At 58.4% G+C, this 21,955-nt stretch carries 22 protein-coding genes; 11 read left to right on the forward strand and 11 right to left on the reverse strand.

The window, feature by feature from the left end:
* The first annotated feature begins 282 nt into the window (after nucleotides 1-282).
* The 8 genes from potF (at nucleotide 283) to ACOI7Z_RS02150 (ending at nucleotide 8,475) form a co-directional block, all read left to right on the forward strand.
* Complete coding sequence (gene potF, locus ACOI7Z_RS02115; protein ID WP_023288982.1) at nucleotides 283-1,395, forward strand: spermidine/putrescine ABC transporter substrate-binding protein PotF; 1,113 nt, start codon at nucleotides 283-285, stop codon at nucleotides 1,393-1,395.
* 161 nt (nucleotides 1,396-1,556) lie between these two features.
* On the forward strand, nucleotides 1,557-2,690 hold the full coding sequence (gene potG, locus ACOI7Z_RS02120; RefSeq protein WP_044521950.1) for a putrescine ABC transporter ATP-binding subunit PotG: 1,134 nt from the start codon (nucleotides 1,557-1,559) through the stop codon (nucleotides 2,688-2,690).
* Nucleotides 2,691-2,700: 10 nt separating this feature from the next.
* Complete coding sequence (gene potH, locus ACOI7Z_RS02125; RefSeq protein ID WP_004201331.1) at nucleotides 2,701-3,654, forward strand: putrescine ABC transporter permease PotH; 954 nt, start codon at nucleotides 2,701-2,703, stop codon at nucleotides 3,652-3,654.
* On the forward strand, nucleotides 3,651-4,496 hold the full coding sequence (gene potI, locus ACOI7Z_RS02130) for a putrescine ABC transporter permease PotI (RefSeq protein WP_023288984.1): 846 nt from the start codon (nucleotides 3,651-3,653) through the stop codon (nucleotides 4,494-4,496). Before potH ends, potI begins: the two co-directional genes overlap by 4 nt.
* Before the next feature lie 57 nt (nucleotides 4,497-4,553).
* A complete protein-coding gene (locus ACOI7Z_RS02135) occupies nucleotides 4,554-5,042 on the forward strand; it encodes a YbjO family protein (protein ID WP_023288985.1) in 489 nt (162 codons plus the stop codon).
* A gap of 41 nt (nucleotides 5,043-5,083) precedes the next feature.
* Nucleotides 5,084-6,211 carry a 23S rRNA (uracil(747)-C(5))-methyltransferase RlmC gene (rlmC, locus tag ACOI7Z_RS02140; RefSeq protein ID WP_048297139.1) on the forward strand — a complete coding sequence of 376 codons (1,128 nt, stop codon included), beginning with the start codon at nucleotides 5,084-5,086 and terminating at the stop codon, nucleotides 6,209-6,211.
* 78 nt (nucleotides 6,212-6,289) lie between these two features.
* A complete protein-coding gene (locus tag ACOI7Z_RS02145; protein ID WP_023288987.1) occupies nucleotides 6,290-7,006 on the forward strand; it encodes a response regulator transcription factor in 717 nt (238 codons plus the stop codon).
* Nucleotides 7,003-8,475, forward strand: coding sequence for a sensor histidine kinase (locus tag ACOI7Z_RS02150; RefSeq protein ID WP_048334568.1), 1,473 nt, complete (start codon nucleotides 7,003-7,005; stop codon nucleotides 8,473-8,475). Before ACOI7Z_RS02145 ends, ACOI7Z_RS02150 begins: the two co-directional genes overlap by 4 nt.
* Before the next feature lie 83 nt (nucleotides 8,476-8,558).
* Here the strand turns inward: ACOI7Z_RS02150 and artJ are convergent, their stop codons facing one another.
* The 7 genes from artJ to yahO all read right to left on the reverse strand — a co-directional run bounded on the left by artJ (nucleotide 8,559) and on the right by yahO (nucleotide 13,614).
* Nucleotides 8,559-9,290: an arginine ABC transporter substrate-binding protein ArtJ gene (gene artJ, locus ACOI7Z_RS02155; RefSeq protein ID WP_004201336.1), complete on the reverse strand. Its 732-nt coding sequence runs from the start codon at nucleotides 9,288-9,290 to the stop codon at nucleotides 8,559-8,561.
* A 183-nt stretch (nucleotides 9,291-9,473) separates the two neighbouring features.
* Complete coding sequence (artM, locus tag ACOI7Z_RS02160; RefSeq protein ID WP_004201338.1) at nucleotides 9,474-10,142, reverse strand: arginine ABC transporter permease ArtM; 669 nt, start codon at nucleotides 10,140-10,142, stop codon at nucleotides 9,474-9,476.
* Nucleotides 10,142-10,858: an arginine ABC transporter permease ArtQ gene (artQ, locus tag ACOI7Z_RS02165; protein ID WP_023288989.1), complete on the reverse strand. Its 717-nt coding sequence runs from the start codon at nucleotides 10,856-10,858 to the stop codon at nucleotides 10,142-10,144. Before artQ ends, artM begins: the two co-directional genes overlap by 1 nt.
* 6 nt (nucleotides 10,859-10,864) lie before the next feature.
* Nucleotides 10,865-11,596, reverse strand: coding sequence for an arginine ABC transporter substrate-binding protein ArtI (gene artI / locus ACOI7Z_RS02170; RefSeq protein WP_002896390.1), 732 nt, complete (start codon nucleotides 11,594-11,596; stop codon nucleotides 10,865-10,867).
* 20 nt (nucleotides 11,597-11,616) lie between these two features.
* Nucleotides 11,617-12,345, reverse strand: coding sequence for an arginine ABC transporter ATP-binding protein ArtP (gene artP / locus ACOI7Z_RS02175; RefSeq protein ID WP_032428704.1), 729 nt, complete (start codon nucleotides 12,343-12,345; stop codon nucleotides 11,617-11,619).
* A 226-nt stretch (nucleotides 12,346-12,571) separates the two neighbouring features.
* Nucleotides 12,572-13,087 (reverse strand): lipoprotein, encoded by a 516-nt coding sequence (locus ACOI7Z_RS02180; RefSeq protein ID WP_087849044.1) that lies wholly within the window; start codon nucleotides 13,085-13,087, stop codon nucleotides 12,572-12,574.
* Nucleotides 13,088-13,341: 254 nt separating this feature from the next.
* Entirely contained in the window at nucleotides 13,342-13,614 is a 273-nt protein-coding gene (gene yahO / locus ACOI7Z_RS02185) for a DUF1471 family periplasmic protein YahO (protein WP_023288992.1), read from the reverse strand.
* 360 nt (nucleotides 13,615-13,974) lie between these two features.
* On the opposite strand from yahO, the gene ACOI7Z_RS02190 reads away from it, so the two are divergent.
* Nucleotides 13,975-15,114: a GGDEF domain-containing protein gene (locus ACOI7Z_RS02190; RefSeq protein ID WP_023288993.1), complete on the forward strand. Its 1,140-nt coding sequence runs from the start codon at nucleotides 13,975-13,977 to the stop codon at nucleotides 15,112-15,114.
* Nucleotides 15,115-15,145: 31 nt separating this feature from the next.
* Nucleotides 15,146-15,976 (forward strand): N-acetylmuramoyl-L-alanine amidase, encoded by an 831-nt coding sequence (locus ACOI7Z_RS02195; protein WP_048297142.1) that lies wholly within the window; start codon nucleotides 15,146-15,148, stop codon nucleotides 15,974-15,976.
* Here the strand turns inward: ACOI7Z_RS02195 and ACOI7Z_RS02200 are convergent.
* The 4 genes from ACOI7Z_RS02200 to poxB all read right to left on the reverse strand — a co-directional run bounded on the left by ACOI7Z_RS02200 (nucleotide 15,973) and on the right by poxB (nucleotide 21,285).
* A complete protein-coding gene (locus ACOI7Z_RS02200; RefSeq protein ID WP_002896399.1) occupies nucleotides 15,973-16,986 on the reverse strand; it encodes an NAD-dependent epimerase/dehydratase family protein in 1,014 nt (337 codons plus the stop codon). The two genes, ACOI7Z_RS02195 and ACOI7Z_RS02200, sit on opposite strands and share 4 nt — an antisense overlap.
* 87 nt (nucleotides 16,987-17,073) lie before the next feature.
* The gene (locus ACOI7Z_RS02205) at nucleotides 17,074-18,516 is read right to left on the reverse strand and encodes an SDR family oxidoreductase (RefSeq protein WP_087849043.1); all 1,443 of its coding nucleotides are present in this window, start codon (nucleotides 18,514-18,516) and stop codon (nucleotides 17,074-17,076) included.
* A gap of 10 nt (nucleotides 18,517-18,526) precedes the next feature.
* The gene (gene ltaE / locus ACOI7Z_RS02210) at nucleotides 18,527-19,528 is read right to left on the reverse strand and encodes a low-specificity L-threonine aldolase (protein WP_087849042.1); all 1,002 of its coding nucleotides are present in this window, start codon (nucleotides 19,526-19,528) and stop codon (nucleotides 18,527-18,529) included.
* Between the two features lie 38 nt (nucleotides 19,529-19,566).
* Nucleotides 19,567-21,285 (reverse strand): ubiquinone-dependent pyruvate dehydrogenase, encoded by a 1,719-nt coding sequence (gene poxB, locus ACOI7Z_RS02215; protein WP_023288997.1) that lies wholly within the window; start codon nucleotides 21,283-21,285, stop codon nucleotides 19,567-19,569.
* Between the two features lie 151 nt (nucleotides 21,286-21,436).
* Here poxB and ACOI7Z_RS02220 point away from each other — a divergent pair, with 151 nt between their 5' ends.
* Nucleotides 21,437-21,871 (forward strand): DoxX family protein, encoded by a 435-nt coding sequence (locus tag ACOI7Z_RS02220; protein WP_023288998.1) that lies wholly within the window; start codon nucleotides 21,437-21,439, stop codon nucleotides 21,869-21,871.
* Nucleotides 21,872-21,955 lie beyond the last annotated feature (84 nt).

Below are 21,955 nucleotides of genomic sequence, written 5' to 3' on the forward strand. Positions count from 1 at the left end.
AACCTTTCTTTAAAGCATTATTCACCGCCATTCAGGCCGTTTTGGCTTATCACGTAGACCGTTATTGCATAAAAATTTGATAAAAGGCGTTTTTTTACCTGGGCTATAGCCTCTTATTCTGGCTACAGTTATTCTGGCGATGCTTCCAGTTGCGAGCAACCACTCCGGGAGAGATCCGCTCTCCTTTTCTCAGGCAATGAAAAAATATGCATGATTTTTGCATGCGTAGAAATGCGTATATTTGAGCCCGTAAGTTAACGGGCGTTGAGAAGGAAAAGAGATATGACCGCCTTTGGTAAAAAATGGTTAACAGGTCTGGTTACGGGTGCGCTGATGGCCGTCTCTGCCGGTTCGCTCGCCGCCGAACAAAAAACCCTGCATGTCTATAACTGGTCTGATTATATTGCGCCGGACACCGTGGCCAATTTCGAAAAAGAGACCGGGATTAAAGTCGTGTATGACGTTTTTGATTCCAATGAAGTGCTGGAAGGTAAATTAATGGCCGGCAGCACCGGTTTCGATCTGGTGGTGCCATCGGCCAGCTTCCTTGAGCGCCAGCTGGCGGCGGGCGTGTTCCAGCCGCTGGATAAGAGCAAACTGCCTAACTGGAAGAATCTCGACCCCGAAGTGCTGAAGCTGGTCGCCAAGCATGACCCGGAGAATAAATACGCCATGCCTTACCTGTGGGCGACGACGGGCATTGGCTACAACGTGGATAAGGTGAAAGCCGTCCTCGGCAAAGATGCGCCGGTGGACAGCTGGGATCTGGTGCTGAAGCCGGAGAACCTTGAAAAACTGAAAAGCTGCGGCGTCTCCTTCCTCGACGCGCCGGAAGAGATTTTCGCCACCGTGCTGAACTACCTTGGCAAGGATCCGAACAGCAGCAAAGCGAATGATTACACCGGTCCGGCCACCGATCTGCTGCTGAAGCTGCGGCCGAACATCCGCTACTTCCACTCTTCGCAATATATTAACGACCTCGCCAATGGCGACATCTGCGTGGCGATCGGCTGGGCAGGGGACGTCTGGCAGGCGGCGAACCGCGCGAAAGAGGCGAAGAACGGCGTCAACGTCTCCTACTTTATTCCGAAGGAAGGCGCCCTGGCGTTCTTTGACGTCTTTGCGATGCCGGCCGACGCTAAGAATAAAGATGAGGCCTATCAGTTCCTTAACTATCTGATGCGCCCGGATGTGATCGCCAAAATCAGCGACCAGGTGTTCTACGCCAACGGCAACAAGGCCTCTACGCCGCTGGTCAGCGAGACTATCCGTAACAACCCGGCGATTTATCCGCCAGCGGATGTGTTCGCCAAACTGTTCACGCTGAAGGTGCAGGATCCGAAGATCGACCGCGTGCGGACCCGCGCGTGGACCAAAGTGAAGAGCGGTAAATAAACTCTGACGGCCCGGTAAGCGGGCCGTATCAGAACGGCACTCGCCGGGAAATGGCAGCGCGCCCGGCGAGCAGAAGCACCAGGATGGTGCACCTGCACTGTTAAGCACGAAGTATGGCACCGGACCATATGGTGATCGTTTTTTTGCCGGAGAGCACCCGATTGAACGACGTAATGCCCCGCCCACAGGCGAAAGCCCCCAAAGCGCTGACCCCGCTGCTGGAAATCCGTAACTTAACCAAGTCGTTTGATGGCCAGCACGCTGTCGACGATGTCAGTCTCACTATTTATAAAGGCGAAATTTTTGCTCTGCTCGGCGCATCAGGCTGCGGGAAATCGACCCTGCTGCGCATGCTGGCGGGCTTTGAGCAACCGACCGCCGGACAGATTATGCTCGACGGCGTGGATCTGGCGCGCGTACCGCCCTATCAGCGGCCTATCAATATGATGTTCCAGTCCTACGCCCTATTTCCCCATATGACCGTTGAGCAGAATATCGCTTTCGGTCTGAAGCAGGATCGTCTGCCTAAGGCGGAAATCACCGCCCGGGTGCAGGAGATGCTGGCTCTGGTGCACATGCAGGAGTTCGCTAAACGTAAGCCGCACCAGCTCTCTGGCGGTCAGCGCCAGCGCGTCGCGTTGGCGCGCAGCCTGGCGAAACGACCAAAGCTGCTGCTGCTCGACGAGCCGATGGGGGCGCTGGATAAAAAGCTGCGCGATCGCATGCAGCTGGAGGTGGTGGATATTCTTGAGCGCGTTGGCGTGACCTGCGTGATGGTGACTCACGATCAGGAAGAGGCCATGACCATGGCGGGCCGTATCGCCATCATGAACCGCGGCAAGTTTGTGCAGATTGGCGAACCGGAAGAGATTTACGAGCACCCGACCACCCGCTACAGCGCCGAGTTCATCGGCTCGGTGAACGTCTTTGAAGGGCTGGTGAAAGAGCGTCTGGAAGATGGCCTGGTGCTGCGCTCGCCGGGACTGGTGCATCCGCTGAAGGTCGACCCCGACGCCTCGGTGGTGGACAACGTGCCGGTGTGGGTGGCGCTGCGTCCGGAGAAGATCATGCTGTGCGATGAGCCGCCGGCGGATGGCTACAATTTTGCCGTCGGCGAGGTGATTCATATCGCCTATCTGGGGGATCTCTCCATCTACCATGTGCGCCTGCAAAGCGGGCAGATGATCAGCGCCCAGCTGCAGAATGAGCACCGCCATCGGAAAGGGACGCCCACCTGGGGTGACGAGGTGCGTTTATGCTGGGATGCGGACAGCTGCGTTGTACTGACGGTGTAAGGAGAGGGCGATGAGTACCGTTGAATCCCCGTCAGGGGCGAAAAAACCGGGCGGCTTCGCGCTGTGGGCGGCGCGCCTGCAGATGGCGCATGGCCGCAAGCTGGTGATCGCGCTGCCCTATCTGTGGCTGATCCTGTTGTTTATGCTGCCGTTCCTGATCGTGTTCAAGATAAGTCTTGCCGAGATGGCGCGGGCGATCCCTCCCTACACCGATCTGATGGAGTGGGCGGATGGTCAGCTGACGCTGACCCTTAACTTTGCCAACTTCCTGCAGCTGACCGACGATCCGCTCTATTTTGAGGCTTATCTGCAGTCGCTGCAGGTGGCGGGCATCTCGACGCTCTGCTGCCTGCTGCTGGGCTATCCGCTGGCCTGGGCGGTGGCGCACAGCAAGCCGTCGACGCGCAATATTCTGCTGTTGCTGGTGATCCTCCCGTCGTGGACGTCGTTTTTGATCCGCGTCTATGCCTGGATGGGACTGCTGAAAAGCAACGGGGTGTTGAATAACTTCCTGCTGTGGCTAGGGGTTATCGATCAGCCGCTGGAGATCCTGCACACCAACCTGGCGGTATATATCGGTATCGTCTATGCCTATCTGCCGTTTATGGTGCTGCCTATCTACACCGCGCTGACCCGCATCGACTATTCGCTGGTGGAGGCCTCGCTGGATCTCGGCGCCCGGCCGCTGAAGACCTTCTTTCAGGTGATCGTTCCGCTCACCAAAGGGGGGATTATCGCTGGCTCCATGCTGGTGTTTATCCCGGCGGTGGGGGAGTTCGTGATCCCGGAGCTGCTGGGCGGGCCGGACAGCATTATGATTGGCCGCGTGCTGTGGCAGGAGTTCTTTAACAACCGTGACTGGCCGGTGGCTTCGGCGGTGGCGATTGTCATGCTGCTGCTGCTGATCGTGCCGATCATGTGGTTCCATAAGCACCAGCAAAAACAGATGGGAGAGCAGGGATGAACGACTTGCCGGTAGTACGCTCGCCGTGGCGCATTCTGATCCTCGTGCTCGGGTTCACCTTCCTCTATGCCCCGATGCTGATGCTGGTGATCTACTCCTTCAATAGCTCAAAGCTGGTGACGGTCTGGGCCGGGTGGTCAACGCGCTGGTATAGCGAGCTGTTCCACGATGACGCGATGATGAGCGCGGTGGGGCTCAGCCTGACTATCGCCGCCTGCGCGGCGACGGCGGCGGCGATCCTTGGCACCATCGCCGCGGTGGTGATGGTGCGCTTTGGACGTTTTCGCGGCTCCAACGGCTTCGCGTTCATGATCACCGCGCCGCTGGTCATGCCGGACGTGATCACCGGGCTCTCGCTGCTGCTGCTGTTCGTGGCGCTGGGACATGCCATCGGCTGGCCGTCGGATCGCGGGATGCTGACCATCTGGCTGGCGCACGTCACCTTCTGTACCGCCTACGTGGCGGTGGTGATCTCCTCGCGCCTGCGTGAGCTGGACCACTCGATCGAAGAGGCGGCGATGGATCTGGGCGCCGCGCCGCTGAAGGTCTTCTTCGTCATCACGCTGCCGATGATTATGCCAGCGGTGATCTCCGGCTGGCTGCTGGCCTTCACGCTGTCGCTGGATGACCTGGTGATCGCCAGCTTTGTCTCCGGTCCCGGGGCCACGACCTTGCCGATGCTGGTCTTCTCCAGCGTGCGCATGGGGGTCAACCCGGAGATTAACGCACTGGCGACGCTCATCCTCGGCGTGGTCGGCGTTGTTGGTTTTATCGCCTGGTATTTGATGGCCCGCGCAGAAAAGCAGCGAGTGCGCGATATCCAGCGTGCAAGACAAGGCTGAACCACCTAAAATCGGTACAGCAGCCTCCGGTCGGCGCCACTCTGTGGCGCCGTTTTCATGGAAGACATTACGTTGGGATTGTTTACGAAAACTCGCTCATCGCATGCCCGCCTTAACGTCCCTGCGCTGGTGCAGGTGGCGGCCTTTGCGATTATTTTGATTCGCGGTCTGGATCTGCTGATGATCCTCAATCTGTTGGGCCTGCAGGGGCTGAACGAATTCATACACCGTAGCGTCCAGACCTGGAACCTGACGCTGGTCTTCCTCGGCAGCCTGGCGCTGGTGTTTATCGAAATCTGGTGCGCCTTCTCGCTGGTGAAAGGGCGCAACTGGGCGCGCTGGGTTTATCTGCTGACGCAGATGATAGCCGCCGGCTACCTGTGGGCGGCGTCGCTGGGCTACGGGTATCCGGAGCTGTTCAGTATTCCCGGCGAATCCAAACGGGAGATCTTCCACTCGCTGGTGATGCAAAAACTGCCGGATCTACTGGTCCTGACGCTGCTGTTTGTGCCAGCGACCTGCCGTCGGTTTTTCCGCCTGCAATAACGGTGATACAATCCCCGCCCCTGGAATTTTGAAGGTCAATTATGCATTGCGCACTCTACGACGCCGGCCGCTGCCGTTCCTGTCAATGGCTGGAACGGTCGGTTCCGCAACAGCTCGCCGATAAAATGGCCGACCTGCGCACGCTGCTGGCGGCAATCCCCGTCGCCGACTGGGGCGAGCCGGTCAGCGGGCCGGAGGCGGCTTTCCGTAACAAGGCCAAAATGGTGGTCAGCGGCAGCGTGGAGCGTCCGCTGCTGGGGATGCTGCACCGCGATGGCACCCCGGTGGACCTCACCGACTGCCCGCTCTATCCCGCCGAGTTTGCGCCGGTGTTTGCCGGCCTGAAGCCCTTTATCGCCCGCGCCGGGTTAACTCCCTACAACGTCGCGCGCAAGCGCGGGGAGCTGAAATATCTGCTGCTGACCGCCAGCCAGCAGGGGGAGATGATGCTGCGCTTCGTGCTGCGCTCAGAGGCCAAGGTGGCCCAGCTGCGCGCCGCGCTGCCCTGGCTGCAGGCACAGCTCCCACAGCTCAAGGTGATCACGGCGAATATCCAGCCGGTGCATATGGCAATCATGGAAGGCGAGCAGGAGATCTTCTTCACCGAACAGCAGGCGCTGGGCGAGGTCTTTAATGAGGTGCCGCTGTGGATCCGTCCGCAAAGCTTCTTTCAGACTAACCCGACGGTAGCCAGCCGGCTGTACGCCACCGCCCGCGACTGGGTGCGCGCGCTGCCGGTCCAGCATATGTGGGATCTGTTTTGCGGCGTCGGCGGTTTTGGCCTGCACTGCGCGACGCCGGCGATGCGCCTGACCGGGATAGAGATAGCCCCGGAAGCGATCGCCTGCGCCAGGCAGTCTGCCGCGCAGCTGGGGCTCGGCAATCTGCATTTTCAGGCGCTGGACTCCACGCGGTTCGCCACGCATGAAGCGGATATCCCGCAGCTGGTGCTGGTCAACCCGCCGCGACGCGGCATTGGCGCTGAACTGTGCGACTATTTAAGCCGCATGGCGCCGCCCTACATTATCTATTCCAGCTGTAACGCCCGCACCATGGCGACCGACATTGCCCGTCTTAGCGGCTATCGCGTCGAGCGGGTCCAGCTGTTTGATATGTTCCCTCATACCGCCCACTACGAAGTGCTGACCCTGCTGGTCCGCGAAGTTTAAACAAAATGTGAAGGCTTTGCGCCGCCGAAATCGGGTAAGCTTGACGCAGCATGTTTTGTTATTGGTGGGGGGAATCTAATGGCCAAAACCATTCTGCTGGTGGAAGATGATGAGGATATAGCCACGCTGCTGCGGCTCAATCTGCAGGATGAGGGCTATCAGATTGTGCATGAGGCCGATGGCGGCCAGGCCCTCGCCCGACTGGAAACGCGGGTCTGGGATGCGGTGATCCTCGATTTGATGCTGCCCGGCGTCGATGGCCTGGAGATCTGCCGGCGCATCCGCCAGATGACCCGCTATCTGCCGGTGATCATCATCAGCGCTCGCACCAGCGAAATGCACCGTGTGCTGGGCCTGGAGATGGGCGCCGACGACTATCTGGCGAAACCCTTTTCGTTACTGGAGCTTATCGCCCGCGTTAAAGCGCTGTTTCGTCGCCAGGAGGCGATGGGGCAGAACCTGCTGATGGACGCCGGGCGCCTGTCCTGCCATGGTCTGAGCATCGATCCGCTGTCCCGCGAAGTGAGGCTGCGCGGCGAGATGGTGGACCTCACGCCGCGCGAATTCGAGCTTCTGTATTACTTTGCCCGCCATCCCGGGGAGGTGTTTTCCCGGCTGGCGCTGCTGGAGCAGGTCTGGGGATATCAGCATGAGGGCTATGAGCACACGGTCAATACCCATATCAACCGCCTGCGCAGTAAAATCGAACGTGACCCGGCCGAGCCGGACATCATTCTGACCGTCTGGGGAAAAGGCTATAAGTTCGCCCCGGTGACCCAGGAGGCCGCCCCGTGATCCGCCGCCTGAGCCTCAGCCAGCGGCTGGCGCTGGTGGTGGTCTCCCTGCTGATGCTGTGCGCGGCGGCGGTGTGCGCCGTTCAGTTACACAGCAGCGCGCAGTATGGCAACGCCATGGTGCAGCGCCTCTCCGCCGGACTGGCTCAGCAAATTGTGGCCCGCGAACCGCTGCTGGACGCCCACGGCGAGGTCAACCGGCAAACCCTGAAGTCGCTGTTTGACCGCCTGATGACCTTTAATCCCAGCGTGGAGCTCTATCTGCTGTCGCCTGATGGCGACCTGCTGGCCGATGCGGCGCCGCCGGGCCATATCCAGCGCCAGCGGATCGACATGGCGCCGGTACAGGTTTTTCTCACCGGCAGTACGTCGCCGGTGTATGGCGACGATCCCCGCAGCCTTGACGGGCGAAAAGTCTTCAGCGCCGCCCCGCTGCGCGTCGACGGCCAGCTGCGCGGCTACCTGTATATCATTTTGCAGGGGGAGACCTTTAATCAGCTGGCGGCCGACGCCTGGCAAAAAACGCTGTGGAGCATTGTTCTGTGGACCCTGCTGCTGGTGGCCCTGTTTGGTCTGCTGGCGGGAGGCCTGGCATGGTTCTGGGTTACCCGGCCTGTCCGCCAGCTCACCGCCCAGGTGGCGGCGAACGATCGGGACAGCATCAGCGCCATCAAAACCCTGGCGGCCCGCACGCCGGAGCCACAGCCCGGTAACGAGGTAGCGGTCCTTGAGAACCGCTTTATTGACCTTGCCCGGCAGATAGCCGGTCAGTGGGATCGGCTGGCCGACAGCGACCGCCAGCGCCGCGAATTTGTGGCCAATATTTCCCACGATTTGCGCACACCGCTGACTTCGCTGCTGGGGTATCTGGAAACGCTGACCCTGAAGGACGAACGGCTGACCGCCGAGGAGCGCAGGCAGTATCTCACCATCGCCCTGCGCCAGGGCAACAAGGTGCGCCATCTTTCACAGCAGCTGTTTGAGCTGGCGCGACTGGAGCACGGGAGCATTAAGCCGCAGCGCGAGCGTTTCGCGATGGCGGAGCTGATTTCCGACGTGGCGCAGAAGTTTGAACTCACCGCCCGCACGCGCGAGGTGAACCTGCAAATTGATGTGCCGGGGCCGTTGCCGCTGATCAACGCCGATGTGTCGATGATTGAGAGGGTGGTGACCAACCTGCTCGATAACGCGATGCGGCATACTCCCGTCGGCGGGGAGATCCGTCTGGCGGTCTGGCAGGAGAATCAACAGCTCCAGGTTGAAGTGGCAGACAACGGAACGGGCGTCGATGCCGCGCTGCGCGATGATCTGTTCCAGCGGCCGTCGGCGTTGTCTACCCAGGCGTCGCGGGAGGATCGCGGTGGGTTAGGGCTGCTGATTGTGAAACGGATGCTGGAGCTGCACGGGGGCGGGATCCGGCTGGTGGAGTCGGTAAGCGGGGCGCGGTTCAGGTTCTTCGTGCCACTTTGAGAAATTGCCGGGTGGCGGCTACGCCTTACCCGGCTACGGGGACGGAGCAGGCCGGGTAAGCGCAGCGCCACCCGGCAAAAAAGTTACTCCGGGAACCACTGGTTGCTGATTTTCTGGTAGGTACCGTCGGCTTTAATCGCCTTCAGCGCGGCGTTCAGTTTCTCCAGCAGCGCCTTGTTATCCGGGCGCACGGCAATCCCAAGGCCGGTGCCAAAGTATTGCGGATCGGTTACTTTCGGCGTGGCTGCCCCCAGCTGCGGGTTGGTTTTCAGCCACTCGTTGACCACCGCCGTGTCGCCGAACACGCCGTCGATACGGCCATTTTTCAGGTCGATAATCGCGTTCTGGTAGCTGTCATAGGCGACGGTCTTCACCTCAGGATGTTTATCCTGCAGATATTTCTGGTGGGTGGTGCCGTTTTCCATGCCGATCCGTTTGCCTTTCAAATCATCGAACGAGTGGAACGCGTCTTTTTTGGCGATCACCAGCGCGGAGTTGGCGTAGTACGGGTCGGTGAAGGCCACCTGCTTGCTGCGTTCCGGCGTAATATCCATTCCGGAAATCACCGCGTCATACTTCTTAAACTTCAGCGCCGGGATCAGGCTGTCAAACGCGTGGTTGGTAAAGGTGCATTCTGCCTGCATTTGTTTGCACAGCGCATGGGCCAGATCGATATCAAAGCCGACAATCTGGTTATTCGCGTCCATCGATTCAAACGGCGGATAGGTCGCGGACACGCCGAAGCTGATTTTCTCCGCGGCGGCGGCGCCGAAGGTGAACGTGGTGAGCAGTGCAGCCAGAACTAACTTTTTCATCGTGGAACTCCCGTCTGTCAATCTTATGATTATTCGCCGTGTCTGCGGCATAGGGTGACAATGCCATTAAATGAATTTGTATTCAATAAAAATGATTAAATATTTTATTTGGTATAAAAAAAGACGGACAGGTATTAGACTTGTCCGTCTTGTTGTTCGCTTATTATGCAAATACGCCAGGCGCTAGTTACGCCGTTCGAAAGCTAGCGCTTTGCGCTCCACCAGGCGCATCAACAGGGTCAGCAACCCGTTGACGATGAGATAAATAATCCCGGCGGCGCCGAACACCATCACGTCGTAGGTCCGTCCGTACAGCAGCTGGCCGTGACCCATCACTTCCATCAGGGTGATGGTGTAGGCCAGAGAGGTACTTTTGAACACCAGCACCACTTCGTTGGAGTAGGACGACAGCGCGCGTTTAAAGGCGTACGGCAGCAGGATCGCCAGGGTATCCTTTTTACTCATCCCCAGCGCGCTGCACGACTGCCATTGCCCGTCGGGGATCGCCCGGATGGCGCCGTAAAACAGCTGGGTGGTATAGGCGGCGCTGTTAAGCGACAGGGCGATCAGGGCGCACAGCCACGGCTCGGAGATAAGATGCCACAGCCATGGATATTCCTGCAGCGAAGGAAACTGCCCGGGGCCATAGTAGATCAGGAAGATCTGCACCAGCAGCGGCGTACCGGTAAACAGGGTGATGTAGCCGCGCACTATCCACACTAGCCCCGGCGTCTTCAGCGTCAGGATAATGGTAAAGATCAGCGACAGGATCAGCGCCACGATAATCGACGCCACGGTCAGCGTCAGGCTGGTATGCAGGCCTTTCAGCAGTTCGGGTAAGTAGTCGAGCATCAGCCTGGTCTCCGTTCGAAGCGCGTCGCACGCTGGTCAATCCGCTTAAGGATGTATTGACTCAACAGGGTGATGACGAGATAGATTGCTGCGGCAATGATATACCAGTTAAAGGGCTCCTGAGTGCGGGTGGCGATGCTTTTGGTCTGCAGCATCAGATCGTTGACGCTGATCAGGCTCACCAGCGCGGTGTCCTTCAGCAGCACCAGCCACTGGTTGCCGAGACCGGGCAGGGCATGGCGCCACATCTGCGGCATCACCAGGCGGAAGAAAATGGCCGCTTTCGACAGCCCCAGCGCCTGGCCGGACTCCCACTGACCCTGCGGAACGGCTTTCAGCGCGCCGCGCAGCGTTTGCGAGGCGTAGGCGGCATACAGCAGCGACAGGGCGATCGCCCCGCAGAGGAACGGACTGACGTCAAAGTTCTCAATCTGCATCTGCACCGGGATCTGCGTGAACCCGAGCGGGATGGTGAAACCGTCAGAGAGCGTCAGCAGCAGCTGGGACGAGCCGAAATAGATAAACAGCACCACCAGAATTTCCGGTAGGCCGCGCAGAATGGTCACAATGCCGGTTGCAAGCCAGGCTACCGGGCGCCATTTCACTGACTCCAGTACCGCGAAGAGCATCGCCAGGACGAGGCCGATGGCGAGCGCGCAAACGGCAAGGCCGACGGTCATCCCGGCGGCGCTTGCTAGTGGAAAAATTTCGTTCATTCAGTCTTACTTCTGGAACCATTTGTTATAGATGGTCTGGTAAGTGCCGTCTTTCTTCACTTTTTCCAGCGCAGCGTTAAATTTCTGCTGCAGGTCGGTGTTGCCCTGACGCACGGCAATGCCCAGCCCGGTGCCGAAATAGGCTTTGTCGGTCACTTTATCGCCCACGGCCGCCAGCTTCGGATTGCTCTTCAGCCATTCGGTGACCACGGCGGTATCACCGAAGACCGCGTCAATACGACCGTTCTGCAGATCCAGCTTCGCATTCTGGTAGCTGTCGTAAGGCACGGTAGTGATTTCCGGATGTTTATCGGTGATAAATTTCTGGTGGGTGGTGCCGTTCTGTACGCCCACTTTTTTGCCCTTCAGCTGGTCAATGCTGGTGAACTTGCCCTGCTGACCGACGAACAGCGCCGAGTTGTCATAATACGGGGTGGAGAACAGGACCTGCTTTTCACGCTCAGGCGTGATGTCCATCCCGGCCATGACCGCGTCGAAACGGCGGAATTTCAGGCCCGGGATCAGGCTGTCAAAGGCCTGGTTGGTAAAGGTACAGGTGGCGTCGATCTCTTTACACAGCGCGTTAGCCAGATCCACATCGAAACCGACGATCTGGTTGTTGGCATCCACCAGCTCAAACGGAGGGTAGGAGGCCTCGGTGGCGAAACGAATGGTTTGCGCGGCGGAAGCGGAGAGGCTCATGCCTGCGAGCAGGGCGGCAATCAGTACTTTTTTCATCGTCATTTCCCCGAAAAACATCAGTGTGAAAGATAGTTTTTAAACGCGTCAGTTTGCGGATGCGTGAAGCAGGAGGCATCCCCTTGCTCGACGATATGGCCATTTTCCATATACACCACCCGGCTGGCCGTCTTGCGCGCCACTTCAACTTCATGGGTGACGATAACCTGGGTGATGCCGGTTTCAGCCAGCTCGCGGATGATGCTAACGATCTGGGCGGTGATTTCCGGGTCGAGCGCCGCGGTAGGCTCATCGAACAACAGAACCTGCGGCTCCATCATCAGCGCGCGGGCGATCGCCACACGCTGCTGCTGACCGCCGGATAAATGCAGCGGGTAACGATCGCTGTAGGGCTTCAGACGCAGGCGCTCCAGCAGCTTCTCAGCGCGAGCCAGCGCCTGATCCTTGCTTAACCCCAGTACGCGACAGGGGGCCTCGATCAGGTTCTGCTGTACCGTCAGGTGCGGCCACAGGTTGTACTGCTGAAAGACCATGCCGACGTTCTGGCGCAGTTCGCGAATCGCTTTATCGGACGGCGCTCTGGTGAAGTCGAAATGGTTACCGGCGATGGTTAATGAACCGGAACGCGGCATCTCCAGCAGGTTGAGTACGCGCAGCAGCGAGCTCTTCCCGGCACCGCTGGGGCCGAGCAGCACCAGCGTTTCCCCCTGCGGGCAATCCAGCGTGATGTCGAACAGCGCCTGGTGCGCGCCGTAGAAGCAATTAATGCCGTTTAGTTTAATACTCATCTGGGCAGTCTGATACGAATAGCTATTGAGGCCGCAAATACTACCTTTGGCAGAATAGTTATGCAATATTTATGCGTTAAAAGTTAAATCTAAACCACGTTTAGCTTTAAAGTTAGCACAAAATATTGCCTGGTGGGTGAGGGGGGAGTAAATGTCGGCATTCTCGGGGCGAATACCGACATTTTACCGGGGTTATCGTTTCAGCGACGTTGCTTCAACTCCGGAACTAACGTTTCTCCAGACTCTGTCGCAACGTCCCGGCCGGCGCGTGGCTGTTGTGGCCGAGATAGCGAACGTCATCGACGGCCCAGCACTGGCCTTCCTGGATCATCAGCACTTCGTCTTTCCAGCTCTGGGTTCCCTGCTTCAGCTCCACGCGCAGCGGAATGTTGCGCGCATCGCGATTAGGGATGGTTGAGGCGCTGGCGACGACGGCGCTGTCCGCCGGGGTGCTGCTGCTGGAGAACAGGTTAGCCTGCAGCAGTTTGCTGTTGGCCGGATCCTGACGGGCGTCATTGAGTAGCTTCGCCAGGGCGTCGCTGAGATAGGGGCGCAGCGCCGCCGGATCCTGCGTACGGTTCTGGAGCTGGGTGTCGTAGAATTTTTGCGCTACGTCGTCAGGGCCGCCTTCGACACAGGGGCCGCTGCGGGTGCCATTATCTTTATAGGCCGGGGTGACGGTCGTACAGGCGCTGAGCGCCAGCGCGCAAGGGAGAAGTGCTGCAAGAAGTTTGTAGCGCATGATGATTTCCTTATAAGCGAACTACGTTTTCAGTTTCCGTTAAAGCATAGCGTATAGCGTACGGATTGTACTTGACGCAAAGAGCTAAGACCTTGATGTGACTACGGCCTTAGGGCAGGACATCGACAGGGGAGATCGCTGTATGATATTAAGGCAGGAAAATCTGGGGGCCGTTTAAAAATAAACAGACTTTTCGGGCAAACAAGAAACATTACCCGGGCAATATGATAATGTTTCTTGAAATATAAGATTAATTACTTCTTCTTATAGATGTTAGCGGAGATGTGCAGTTTTTTATCGGTATTACCGGAAGAGAGCACGATAACGTCTGCGCCTTTCTCATCGGCCTTTTTAATCAGTTCTTCACGGGCATCGCTGGGTGCAGTCTGACCGGTAGAAGAAATGGTACCGATTTTAGTATATTGCGTATGGACCTTATCGAAGGCTTCTTTCGTTAAAATTTCTGCAGAGAAGGCGTTCGCCGTTAAAAACAATGCTGCACCTGCCACTAAAGCTGCATATTTCATATTTTTAGACTCCATTGTTTATCTTGCTATCATCATGCTCTTGTTTTATCTCACCAATGAGCGGTTTCAGATTGTACTAACACCGTTTTTTTTTCAAGTGCAATACTGCAATTTTATGACGGTTAGTTAACTCTTTTTTAAAGAAAAGATGACGTATTTCGCATTGATAATGCTTGCTTTTTTTTGCCAGATACACATAGGGAGAGGACCAGACCCTTTTCATCTGACGTTAGCAGAAAATCAGCTTAAGGCGCCGGGGCAGAAAGGGGGCAGCGTTGACAGACATTCCCGGAAACATGGTTTATCATAAAGCAAAGCAGGGTCTGCGCCCATGGTCATGCAGGTCACCAGGGAGATAAGATGTTAACAAATAAGCAAGAGGGCGTCCGCCAGCTGCGAACCGAGCTGTGGGCCACCAGAGATAATGTCCAGCGCCATGCGCTATCCATGAGTATGCCCTGGCTGGCCTTTGTCAATATCGCTTTTGCGTTAATGGTTTTCTTCCGCAATTTTATCTTTACTCATTTTGATAAGAAGCTGTTAACGCACCAGGCGGTTATTCCTTATGTCGAAGTCGCGCTGATCGCGGTTATTATTATTTCGGTAATTTTAGCCATTATTGCCGTCACGCCGCGCCTGGCGCAGGGGCGCTATACGTTGAGCATTATCACCGGCCTGCAGCTGGCACTCAGCCTGTGCTGGTCCCTGAGTAATTACTGTTTTATCTTTTTCTGGACACTGCCCTTCGCCTGGCCGCTGCTGGTGATATTAATGACCACCGGCCTCGCCGCGCTGTATCACCATTGGCCCGGCATTATCGCTTTTTTGCTTCCGCTATGGGGAACCGCCCTGCTGGCGGGACTACAGATCCACCCTCACACTGAGGTCCGCTTTTTGATCCTGTGGGGCATTTTTACGGCGATTTTACTCTATGGCAGGCGTATTCTTAAGCGCTGGTATGATGAGGCCTGGAATACGCATCAGGAAAATATGCGGCTTATTCAGCGGCTGGAAAGCATTGCCAACCAGGATGCATTAACCGGGACCGCGAATCGCCGAGCGCTGAATGCCTATCTGGCGGAGATTTGGCAGCAAAAAACGCCGTTGGCGCTGATGATGATCGACGTCGATTACTTTAAGCGTTACAACGACCACTATGGCCATCAGGCTGGCGACGATTGCTTATCGACTGTCGCCCAGGTGCTTAAAATGGCGGTACGGGCCGAGGGCGATCTGGTCGCCCGCTACGGCGGCGAAGAGTTTGTCATCGCCCTGCCGGGGGTTTCCTTAGCGCGAGCCACCTCCATTGCCGAGCGCATTCAGCAGAAAATTAGCGAGGCGGCGATCCCCCATGAGGCTTCGGCGGTGGCCTCGGTGGTGACCGTCAGTATGGGGGTCGTCGCCTCCGACGGCACGGTTCCGATGGAGACGCTGATCGCCCGGGCGGACAGCGCGCTGTACCAGGCGAAAAATAAAGGACGAAATCGATGGTCTTATTAACCCGGAGACGCTGCCGGGCAAGGATGAAAGAATGACACGGATTGCGCTGATCGCGCTGCTGGCGTTACTGCTAAGCGGCTGTGCCGGCGAAAAAGGGATTATCGATCGCGATGGATACCAGCTGGACACCCGCCATCCGGCGCAGGCGGCCTATCCGCGAATAAAAGTGCTGGTGATCCACTATACGGCAGACAACTTTGATACTTCTCTGGCGACCCTGACCGATAAAGAGGTCAGTTCCCACTATTTAATTCCTGAACAGCCGCCGCGCCACCATGATAAACCGCGGATCTGGCAGCTGGTGCCGGAAGAGGATCTGGCTTGGCACGCCGGTGTCAGCTACTGGCGCGGCAGCACGCGCATCAACGATACTTCCATCGGTATTGAACTGGAAAACCGCGGCTGGCAGAAGACCGCGGGAGGTAAAAGCTTTACTCCCTTTCACCCGGAACAGATCGCAGCCCTGATCCCGCTGGCGCGCGATATTATCACCCGCTACCACATCGCGCCGCAGAACGTGGTGGCCCATGCGGATATCGCCCCGCAGCGCAAAGACGATCCGGGGCCGTTGTTCCCCTGGCAACAGCTGGCGCAGCAGGGGATTGGCGCCTGGCCGGACGAGCAGCGGGTGGCTTTTTATCTGAACGGGCGGCCGCCCAGTGAGCCTGTGGACCCTGAGGTGGTGCTGGATTTGCTGGCGCGCTACGGCTATCAGGTCACGCCGGAGATGACTCCCGCGCAGAAGAAACGGGTAATTATCGCCTTCCAGATGCACTTCCGCCCCCAGCGCTGGGATGGCGTAGCGGATGCGCAAACCGAAGCGATAGCCGAGGCGCTGTTAGAGAAATATGGCCAGGGTTAGCGGTGAAGTTTACCGTGGTCGCGTAACCAGGCGGCGGTACGCACAATCCCGTCGTCCAGCGTCACCACCGGCTGATAGCCCAGCTCATCCTGCGCGCGCGTGATATCGAGCGTAAAATCAAAATTAAGTTTAGAGACGCCGTAGTGGGTAAAGGCCGGCTCTTTGGCCGTTTTATCGCCAAAACGCTCCATGCTGCGGGCGATAATATCCAGCATCGGGTAGGGAACTGAACGGATCCGGCATTTGATGCCCAGCTCATCGATCAGTTTCTGCACGATGCTGCGCAGAGTGCGCGGTTCGCCATTGCTGATATTCCACGCGCGGGCGGAGGGAAGATGATCGCAGGCAGGCTGGCTCGCCAGCCACATCGCGTGGACGGCATTTTCATAATAGGTCATATCGACCAGCGCGCTGCCGCCCCGCGGCAACAGGACGCTGCCGTAGTGCTGCATCATTTGCGCCAGCCGGGGAATAAAGACTTTATCGTGCGGCCCGAACAGGCTCTGTGGGCGCAAAATGGTAAAACGGGTGTGCGGGTTGGCCTGCGCCAGCAGGTTGATCACCTCTTCGCTGGCCGCCTTGCTGCGGGCAAACTCATTGGCGAAGCGGTGCGGGCGGAAATCTTCCTGAATATCGCGATGGTGGTGATAATCAAAATAGAGCGAGGGAGAAGAGATATGGACGAAATTGCGTACGCCCCATGCTACCGACCATTCGCCGAGGCGGCGGGTGGCGCGGACGTTAGCGAGATCGAAAGCCTGCTGCGTGCCCCAGGGCGAGGTGAAACTTGAGCAGTGCCACAGAGTATCGATACCGGCGAGCATCACTTTAGCCTGCGAAGAGACCAGCTCGGTTAAATCTGCCGGGATGAATTCCGCCCCCATTTTGCTCAGAAGCTTACCCATCGCTTCGTTGCGCCCGGTCGCTCGCACGCTGATGCCCTTGTTGCGCAGATATTCCACTGCGTTGCGGCCTAATCCGCTGGTCGCACCGGTAACCAGTACCTTCATATTACTCTACTGTCCCAGAAAAGAATTTCGTGCGCATTTTTCCGTGATTCTCCCGACTATGCAATGAGAATCATGAAAGAATAATGCTTATCCTTCGACTCTGCCTGAGATTTGTTCGGCCAACCGGGCGATGCGTTGCGCCATACCGCGGAAAATAAACAGGTGCGCCGGGATCATCAGCAGCCAGTAGACCAGGCCCGGCATACCGTGCGGGTGCCACCAGGCGCGGACGTCCAGTTCACGACGATCGCCTTTATCGTTAATGGTAAAGCTTAACCGGCCCAGTCCCGGCGCTTTCATGCCGAACAGCAAAGTGAGCTGTTTTTCTTCCTCCACGATAATCACCTTCCAGCTGTCGACCGTATCGCCGGTCTGCAGATAGTCGCGCTGCGGTCGCCCTTTGGCCAGCCGGTGGCCGACCAGCAGATCCATCGCGCCGCGGGTTTTCCACAGCAGATTGCCGAAAAAATATCCCTCTTTACCGCCGATTTGGTTAACGACCTGCCACAGAGCTTTGCGGCTCGCCTGAGTGGTGATGGTGCAGCCTGCCTGTTTCGGATAATAGCCATACTCCGGTCGCCAGCGGGCGAAAGCCTGGGCGTCGTAGCCCCAGTCGCTGGAGTTTACCAGCTGCTCTTCTTCTTTCAGGGTGCGGCGAACCGCCTGATCGAAGGGGAGCAGCGTTTGCGGGATCAGCGCCCGCAGCGTCCGGTCATCGGCGATCAGATCGTGCTTCAACCCCTGAATTAGCGCTTTGGCGATGGTCGGCGGCACCGAGGTGATGACATTGAGGAACCACACCGAGATCCAGCGCGTCGGCAGGGGAATCGGAATGAGCGGGCGGTGTTTGCCGCTGACGGCCATAAAGCGAATGAACTGCTGCTGATAGCTTAACACCTCCGGACCGGCGGCTTCGAAGACGCGGTGCGCGTCGGAAGGGTGATTCAGTAGCTCAACGAGGTCAACGAGCAGGTTTTCCAGCGCGACAGGGGTGGTACGCGAACGCACCCAGCGCGGGGGGGTCAGCACCGGCAGGTTATAGACCATATCGCGCATCACCTCGAAGGCGGCGGAGCCGGCGCCGACGATAATTCCGGCCCGCAGCTCGGTTACCGGCACGCCCGACTCGCGCAGGAGATCGCCGGTGACCTGACGAGCGCGCAGATGGTCGGACTGCTCCTGCGCTGGAGCCTGCAGCGAGCTGAGAAAGATAATCTGACGCACCGGCGTCTGGCGCAGGGCATCGCGAACATGCGTCGCCACCCGACGCTCATGGGCGATAAAATCGCCGCCTTCGCCCATGCCGTGTACCAGATAGTAAAGGGTATCGATACCTGTGAGCAGCGCAGGCAGAGCCTGCGGCTGATTGAGATCGACTGACCGGCAGGTGACGCCGGGCAAAGCGAGTTTTTGCAGTCGGTCGGTATGGCGCGCCGCCGCCAGCACCGGATAACCCCGCGCGCTTAATTCGCGGACTAAATGTTGACCAATATAGCCGCTGGCGCCGAGCACCAAAACCGATTGCGACACGCCTGACTCCTTAGCGTTGTAAAAAAGCCTGCCAGTGGGCGACCACTTCGCTCAACTGCTGACGATTGACATCCAGGTGAGTGACCAGACGGACGATGGGCGAGGCGTTGATCAGCACGCCGCGCGCCTGCATAAACTCGCCGAGCGCCCGGGCCTGTTCATCACCGACGCGAACGAACAGCATGTTGGTATCGTGACGGGTGACGTCGGCGCCGATGGCGCGCAGCTGATCCGCCATCCACGCGGCGTTATCATGATCCTCCTGCAGGCGCTGCACGTTATTTTTCAGCGCGTACAGCCCGGCGGCGGCCAGAATGCCCGCCTGGCGCATCCCGCCGCCGACCATTTTCCGCCAGCGAACGGCGCGGCGAATATACGCCTCACTGCCGACCAGCAGCGAGCCAACCGGGGCGCCAAGCCCCTTTGACAGGCAGATGGTGAAGGAGTCGCAGTACTGGGCGATATCGCGCAGCTCACAGCCGTAGGCGACCACGGCGTTAAAGATGCGCGCGCCGTCGACGTGCAGCGCCAGATCGCGCTGGCGGGTAAACGCCCAGGCTTCCTGGAGATAGTCGCGCGGCAGCACCTTACCGTTATAGGTGTTTTCCAGGCTCAGCAGGCGGGTCGGGGCAAAATGGATATCGTCAGGTTTGATTTTTGCTGCGACTTTATCCAGCGGCAGCGAGCCGTCCGCCGCGGCGTCAATCGGCTGCGGCTGAATACTGCCGAGAACCGCCGCCCCGCCGGCTTCGTACAGATAGTTATGCGCCCCCTGGCCGACGATATACTCTTCGCCGCGCTGGCAGTGGCTGAGCAGGCCGACGAGGTTGGCCTGGGTGCCGGTGGGCAGAAACAGCGCCGCCTCTTTGCCGGCCAGGTCGGCGGCGTAGCGCTGAAGTTCATTGACGGTAGGGTCGTCGCCATACACATCGTCCCCGACCGGGGCGGCCATCATGGCTTCCAACATGGCGCGCCCGGGACGGGTAACGGTATCACTGCGCAGATCGATCACGGCTTTTCCTTGTTCTGGTTCAGAGTATTGCTTCTGTTTTACCTGAGCCAGTTGGTTTTCGCCAGTTCGATGACTTCATCGCCGCGCCCGCTGATGATCGCCCGCAGCATATACAGGCTAAAGCCTTTCGCCTGCTCCAGCTTGATCTGCGGCGGGATCGCCAGCTCCTCTTTGGCGACCACGACGTCGACCAGCACCGGACCGTCGGTGCGGAAGGCGGTCTGCAGCGCTTCATCCACCTCGGCGGCTTTCTCAACGCGAATACCTTTAATACCGCAGGCTTCGGCGATGCGGGCGAAGTTGGTGTCGTGCAGCTCTGTGCCGTCGGTGAGATAGCCCCCGGCCTTCATCTCCATCGCCACGAAACCCAGCACGCTGTTGTTAAAGATGATAATTTTCACCGGCAGCTTCATCTGCGCCAGCGACAGAAAATCCCCCATCAGCATGCTAAACCCGCCGTCGCCGCACATGGCCACCACCTGACGCTCCGGCGCGGTGGCTTTGGCGCCAATGGCCTGCGGCATGGCGTTGGCCATGGAGCCGTGGTTGAATGAACCCAGCAGGCGGCGTTTGCCGTTCATCTTGAGATAGCGTGCCGCCCAGACGGTCGGGGTGCCGACATCGCAGGTGAAAATGGCGTCTTCATCGGCAAAATGGCTGATCTGCTGCGCCAGATATTGCGGGTGGATCGCCTTCTCGCTGGGCTTCGCCAGATCGTCGAGTCCTTTTCGCGCGTCGCGATAGTGCTCCAGCGCCTTATCGAGGAAGCGGCGATCGGTTTTCTCTTCCAGCAGCGGCAGCAGCGCCTTTAGCGTTGATTTGATGTCGCCCACCAGCGCCATATCAACCTTACTGTGCGCGCCGATGCTGCCGGGGTTAATGTCGATCTGAATAATTTTGGCGTCGGTCGGATAGAAGGCGCGATAGGGGAACTGGGTGCCGAGCAGAATCAGGGTGTCGGCATTCATCATGGTGTGGAAGCCAGAAGAGAAGCCAATCAGCCCGGTCATGCCCACATCATACGGGTTGTCATACTCGACATGCTCTTTACCGCGCAGCGCATGGACGATGGGGGCTTTAATTTTCGCTGCGAACTCCACCAGCTCCTGGTGGGCGCCGGCGCAGCCGCTGCCGCACATGAGCGCGATATTGCTGGAGTAGCGGATAAGCTGCGCCAGCTTGCGCAGCTCCTCGTCGGCCGGGGAGACCGTCGGCAACGGCGCATGATACCAGTGGCTGCTGGCGCTCTCCGGAGCGGCTTTCAGCGCCACGTCGCCGGGCAGAACCACCACCGAAACGCCGCGGTTAATCACCGCCTTACGCATCGCCACCGCCAGCACCTGCGGGATCTGCTCCGGGGTGGAGACCAGCTCGCAGTAGTGGCTGCATTCGCGGAACAGCTCCTGGGGATGGGTCTCCTGGAAATAGCCGCTGCCAATCTCGCTGGAAGGGATGTGGGCGGCAATCGCCAGCACCGGGACATGGTTGCGGTGACAGTCAAACAGACCGTTGATCAGGTGCAGGTTACCCGGTCCGCAGGAACCGGCGCAGACCGCCAGTTCGCCGGTCAGTTGCGCCTCCGCGCCGGCGGCGAAAGCGGCGACCTCTTCGTGCCGGGTGGCCATCCAGTCGATGGTGCCCATGCGGTTCAGGCTATCGCTCAATCCATTGAGGGAATCGCCGGTGACGCCCCAGATACGTTTCACGCCGGCCTGTTCCAGCGTTTTGGCAATGTATGCGGCCACGGTTTGTTTCATGATCTCCATCTCCTTTTTTTGATAACGCCTTCAAGCTTAGATGAAACTGCAGCGTACGTTGCCGATTTCCCTCAATTTTTCGCTGGTTTTATTGCTGAAGTATTGGGCATGCTCTGGGGTCTCACAGGGTGTAAAACAGGAAGCACATCAAATGGTTAAGGGATTGTTAAACACAGTAAATAGAACGCTGTCGCATGAAGATGCCGGTAAACTCTTGTTACGACTCGCCGTCGGCGGGTTAATGCTCTTTCACGGTTTGCACAAGCTGCTGGATGGCGTGGACGGCATTAGCGGGATGCTGGTGGCGAAGGGGTTGCCGGGGTTTATCGCCTACGGTGTGCTGGTGGGGGAAGTGGTTGCCCCCTGTTTGTTGATTGTCGGCATCCTGACGCGCCCAGCGGCGCTGGTGTTGGCTTTCACCATGGTAGTGGCGTGGCTGATGGTCGGTCTCGGCAAGACGTTTGCGCTTGATGCGGTGGGCGCGTGGGCGATTGAGAATCTGGTCTATTTCTTTGTTGGCGCGCTGGCGATTGCGCTTTTGGGCGCCGGGCGTTACTCGCTGGCCGGTCAGTCGGCCTGGCGATAGCCATGCGCCGAAAGGCGGAACAACTGCGTACGACGTAAAGCAGAAACAGAGGCCGGATAAACCTAGCGTCATCCGGCCTTTTAA

It is taken from the genome of Klebsiella sp. C283 (assembly GCF_048822555.1).
In the GTDB taxonomy this organism is placed as follows: domain Bacteria; phylum Pseudomonadota; class Gammaproteobacteria; order Enterobacterales; family Enterobacteriaceae; genus Klebsiella; species Klebsiella quasipneumoniae.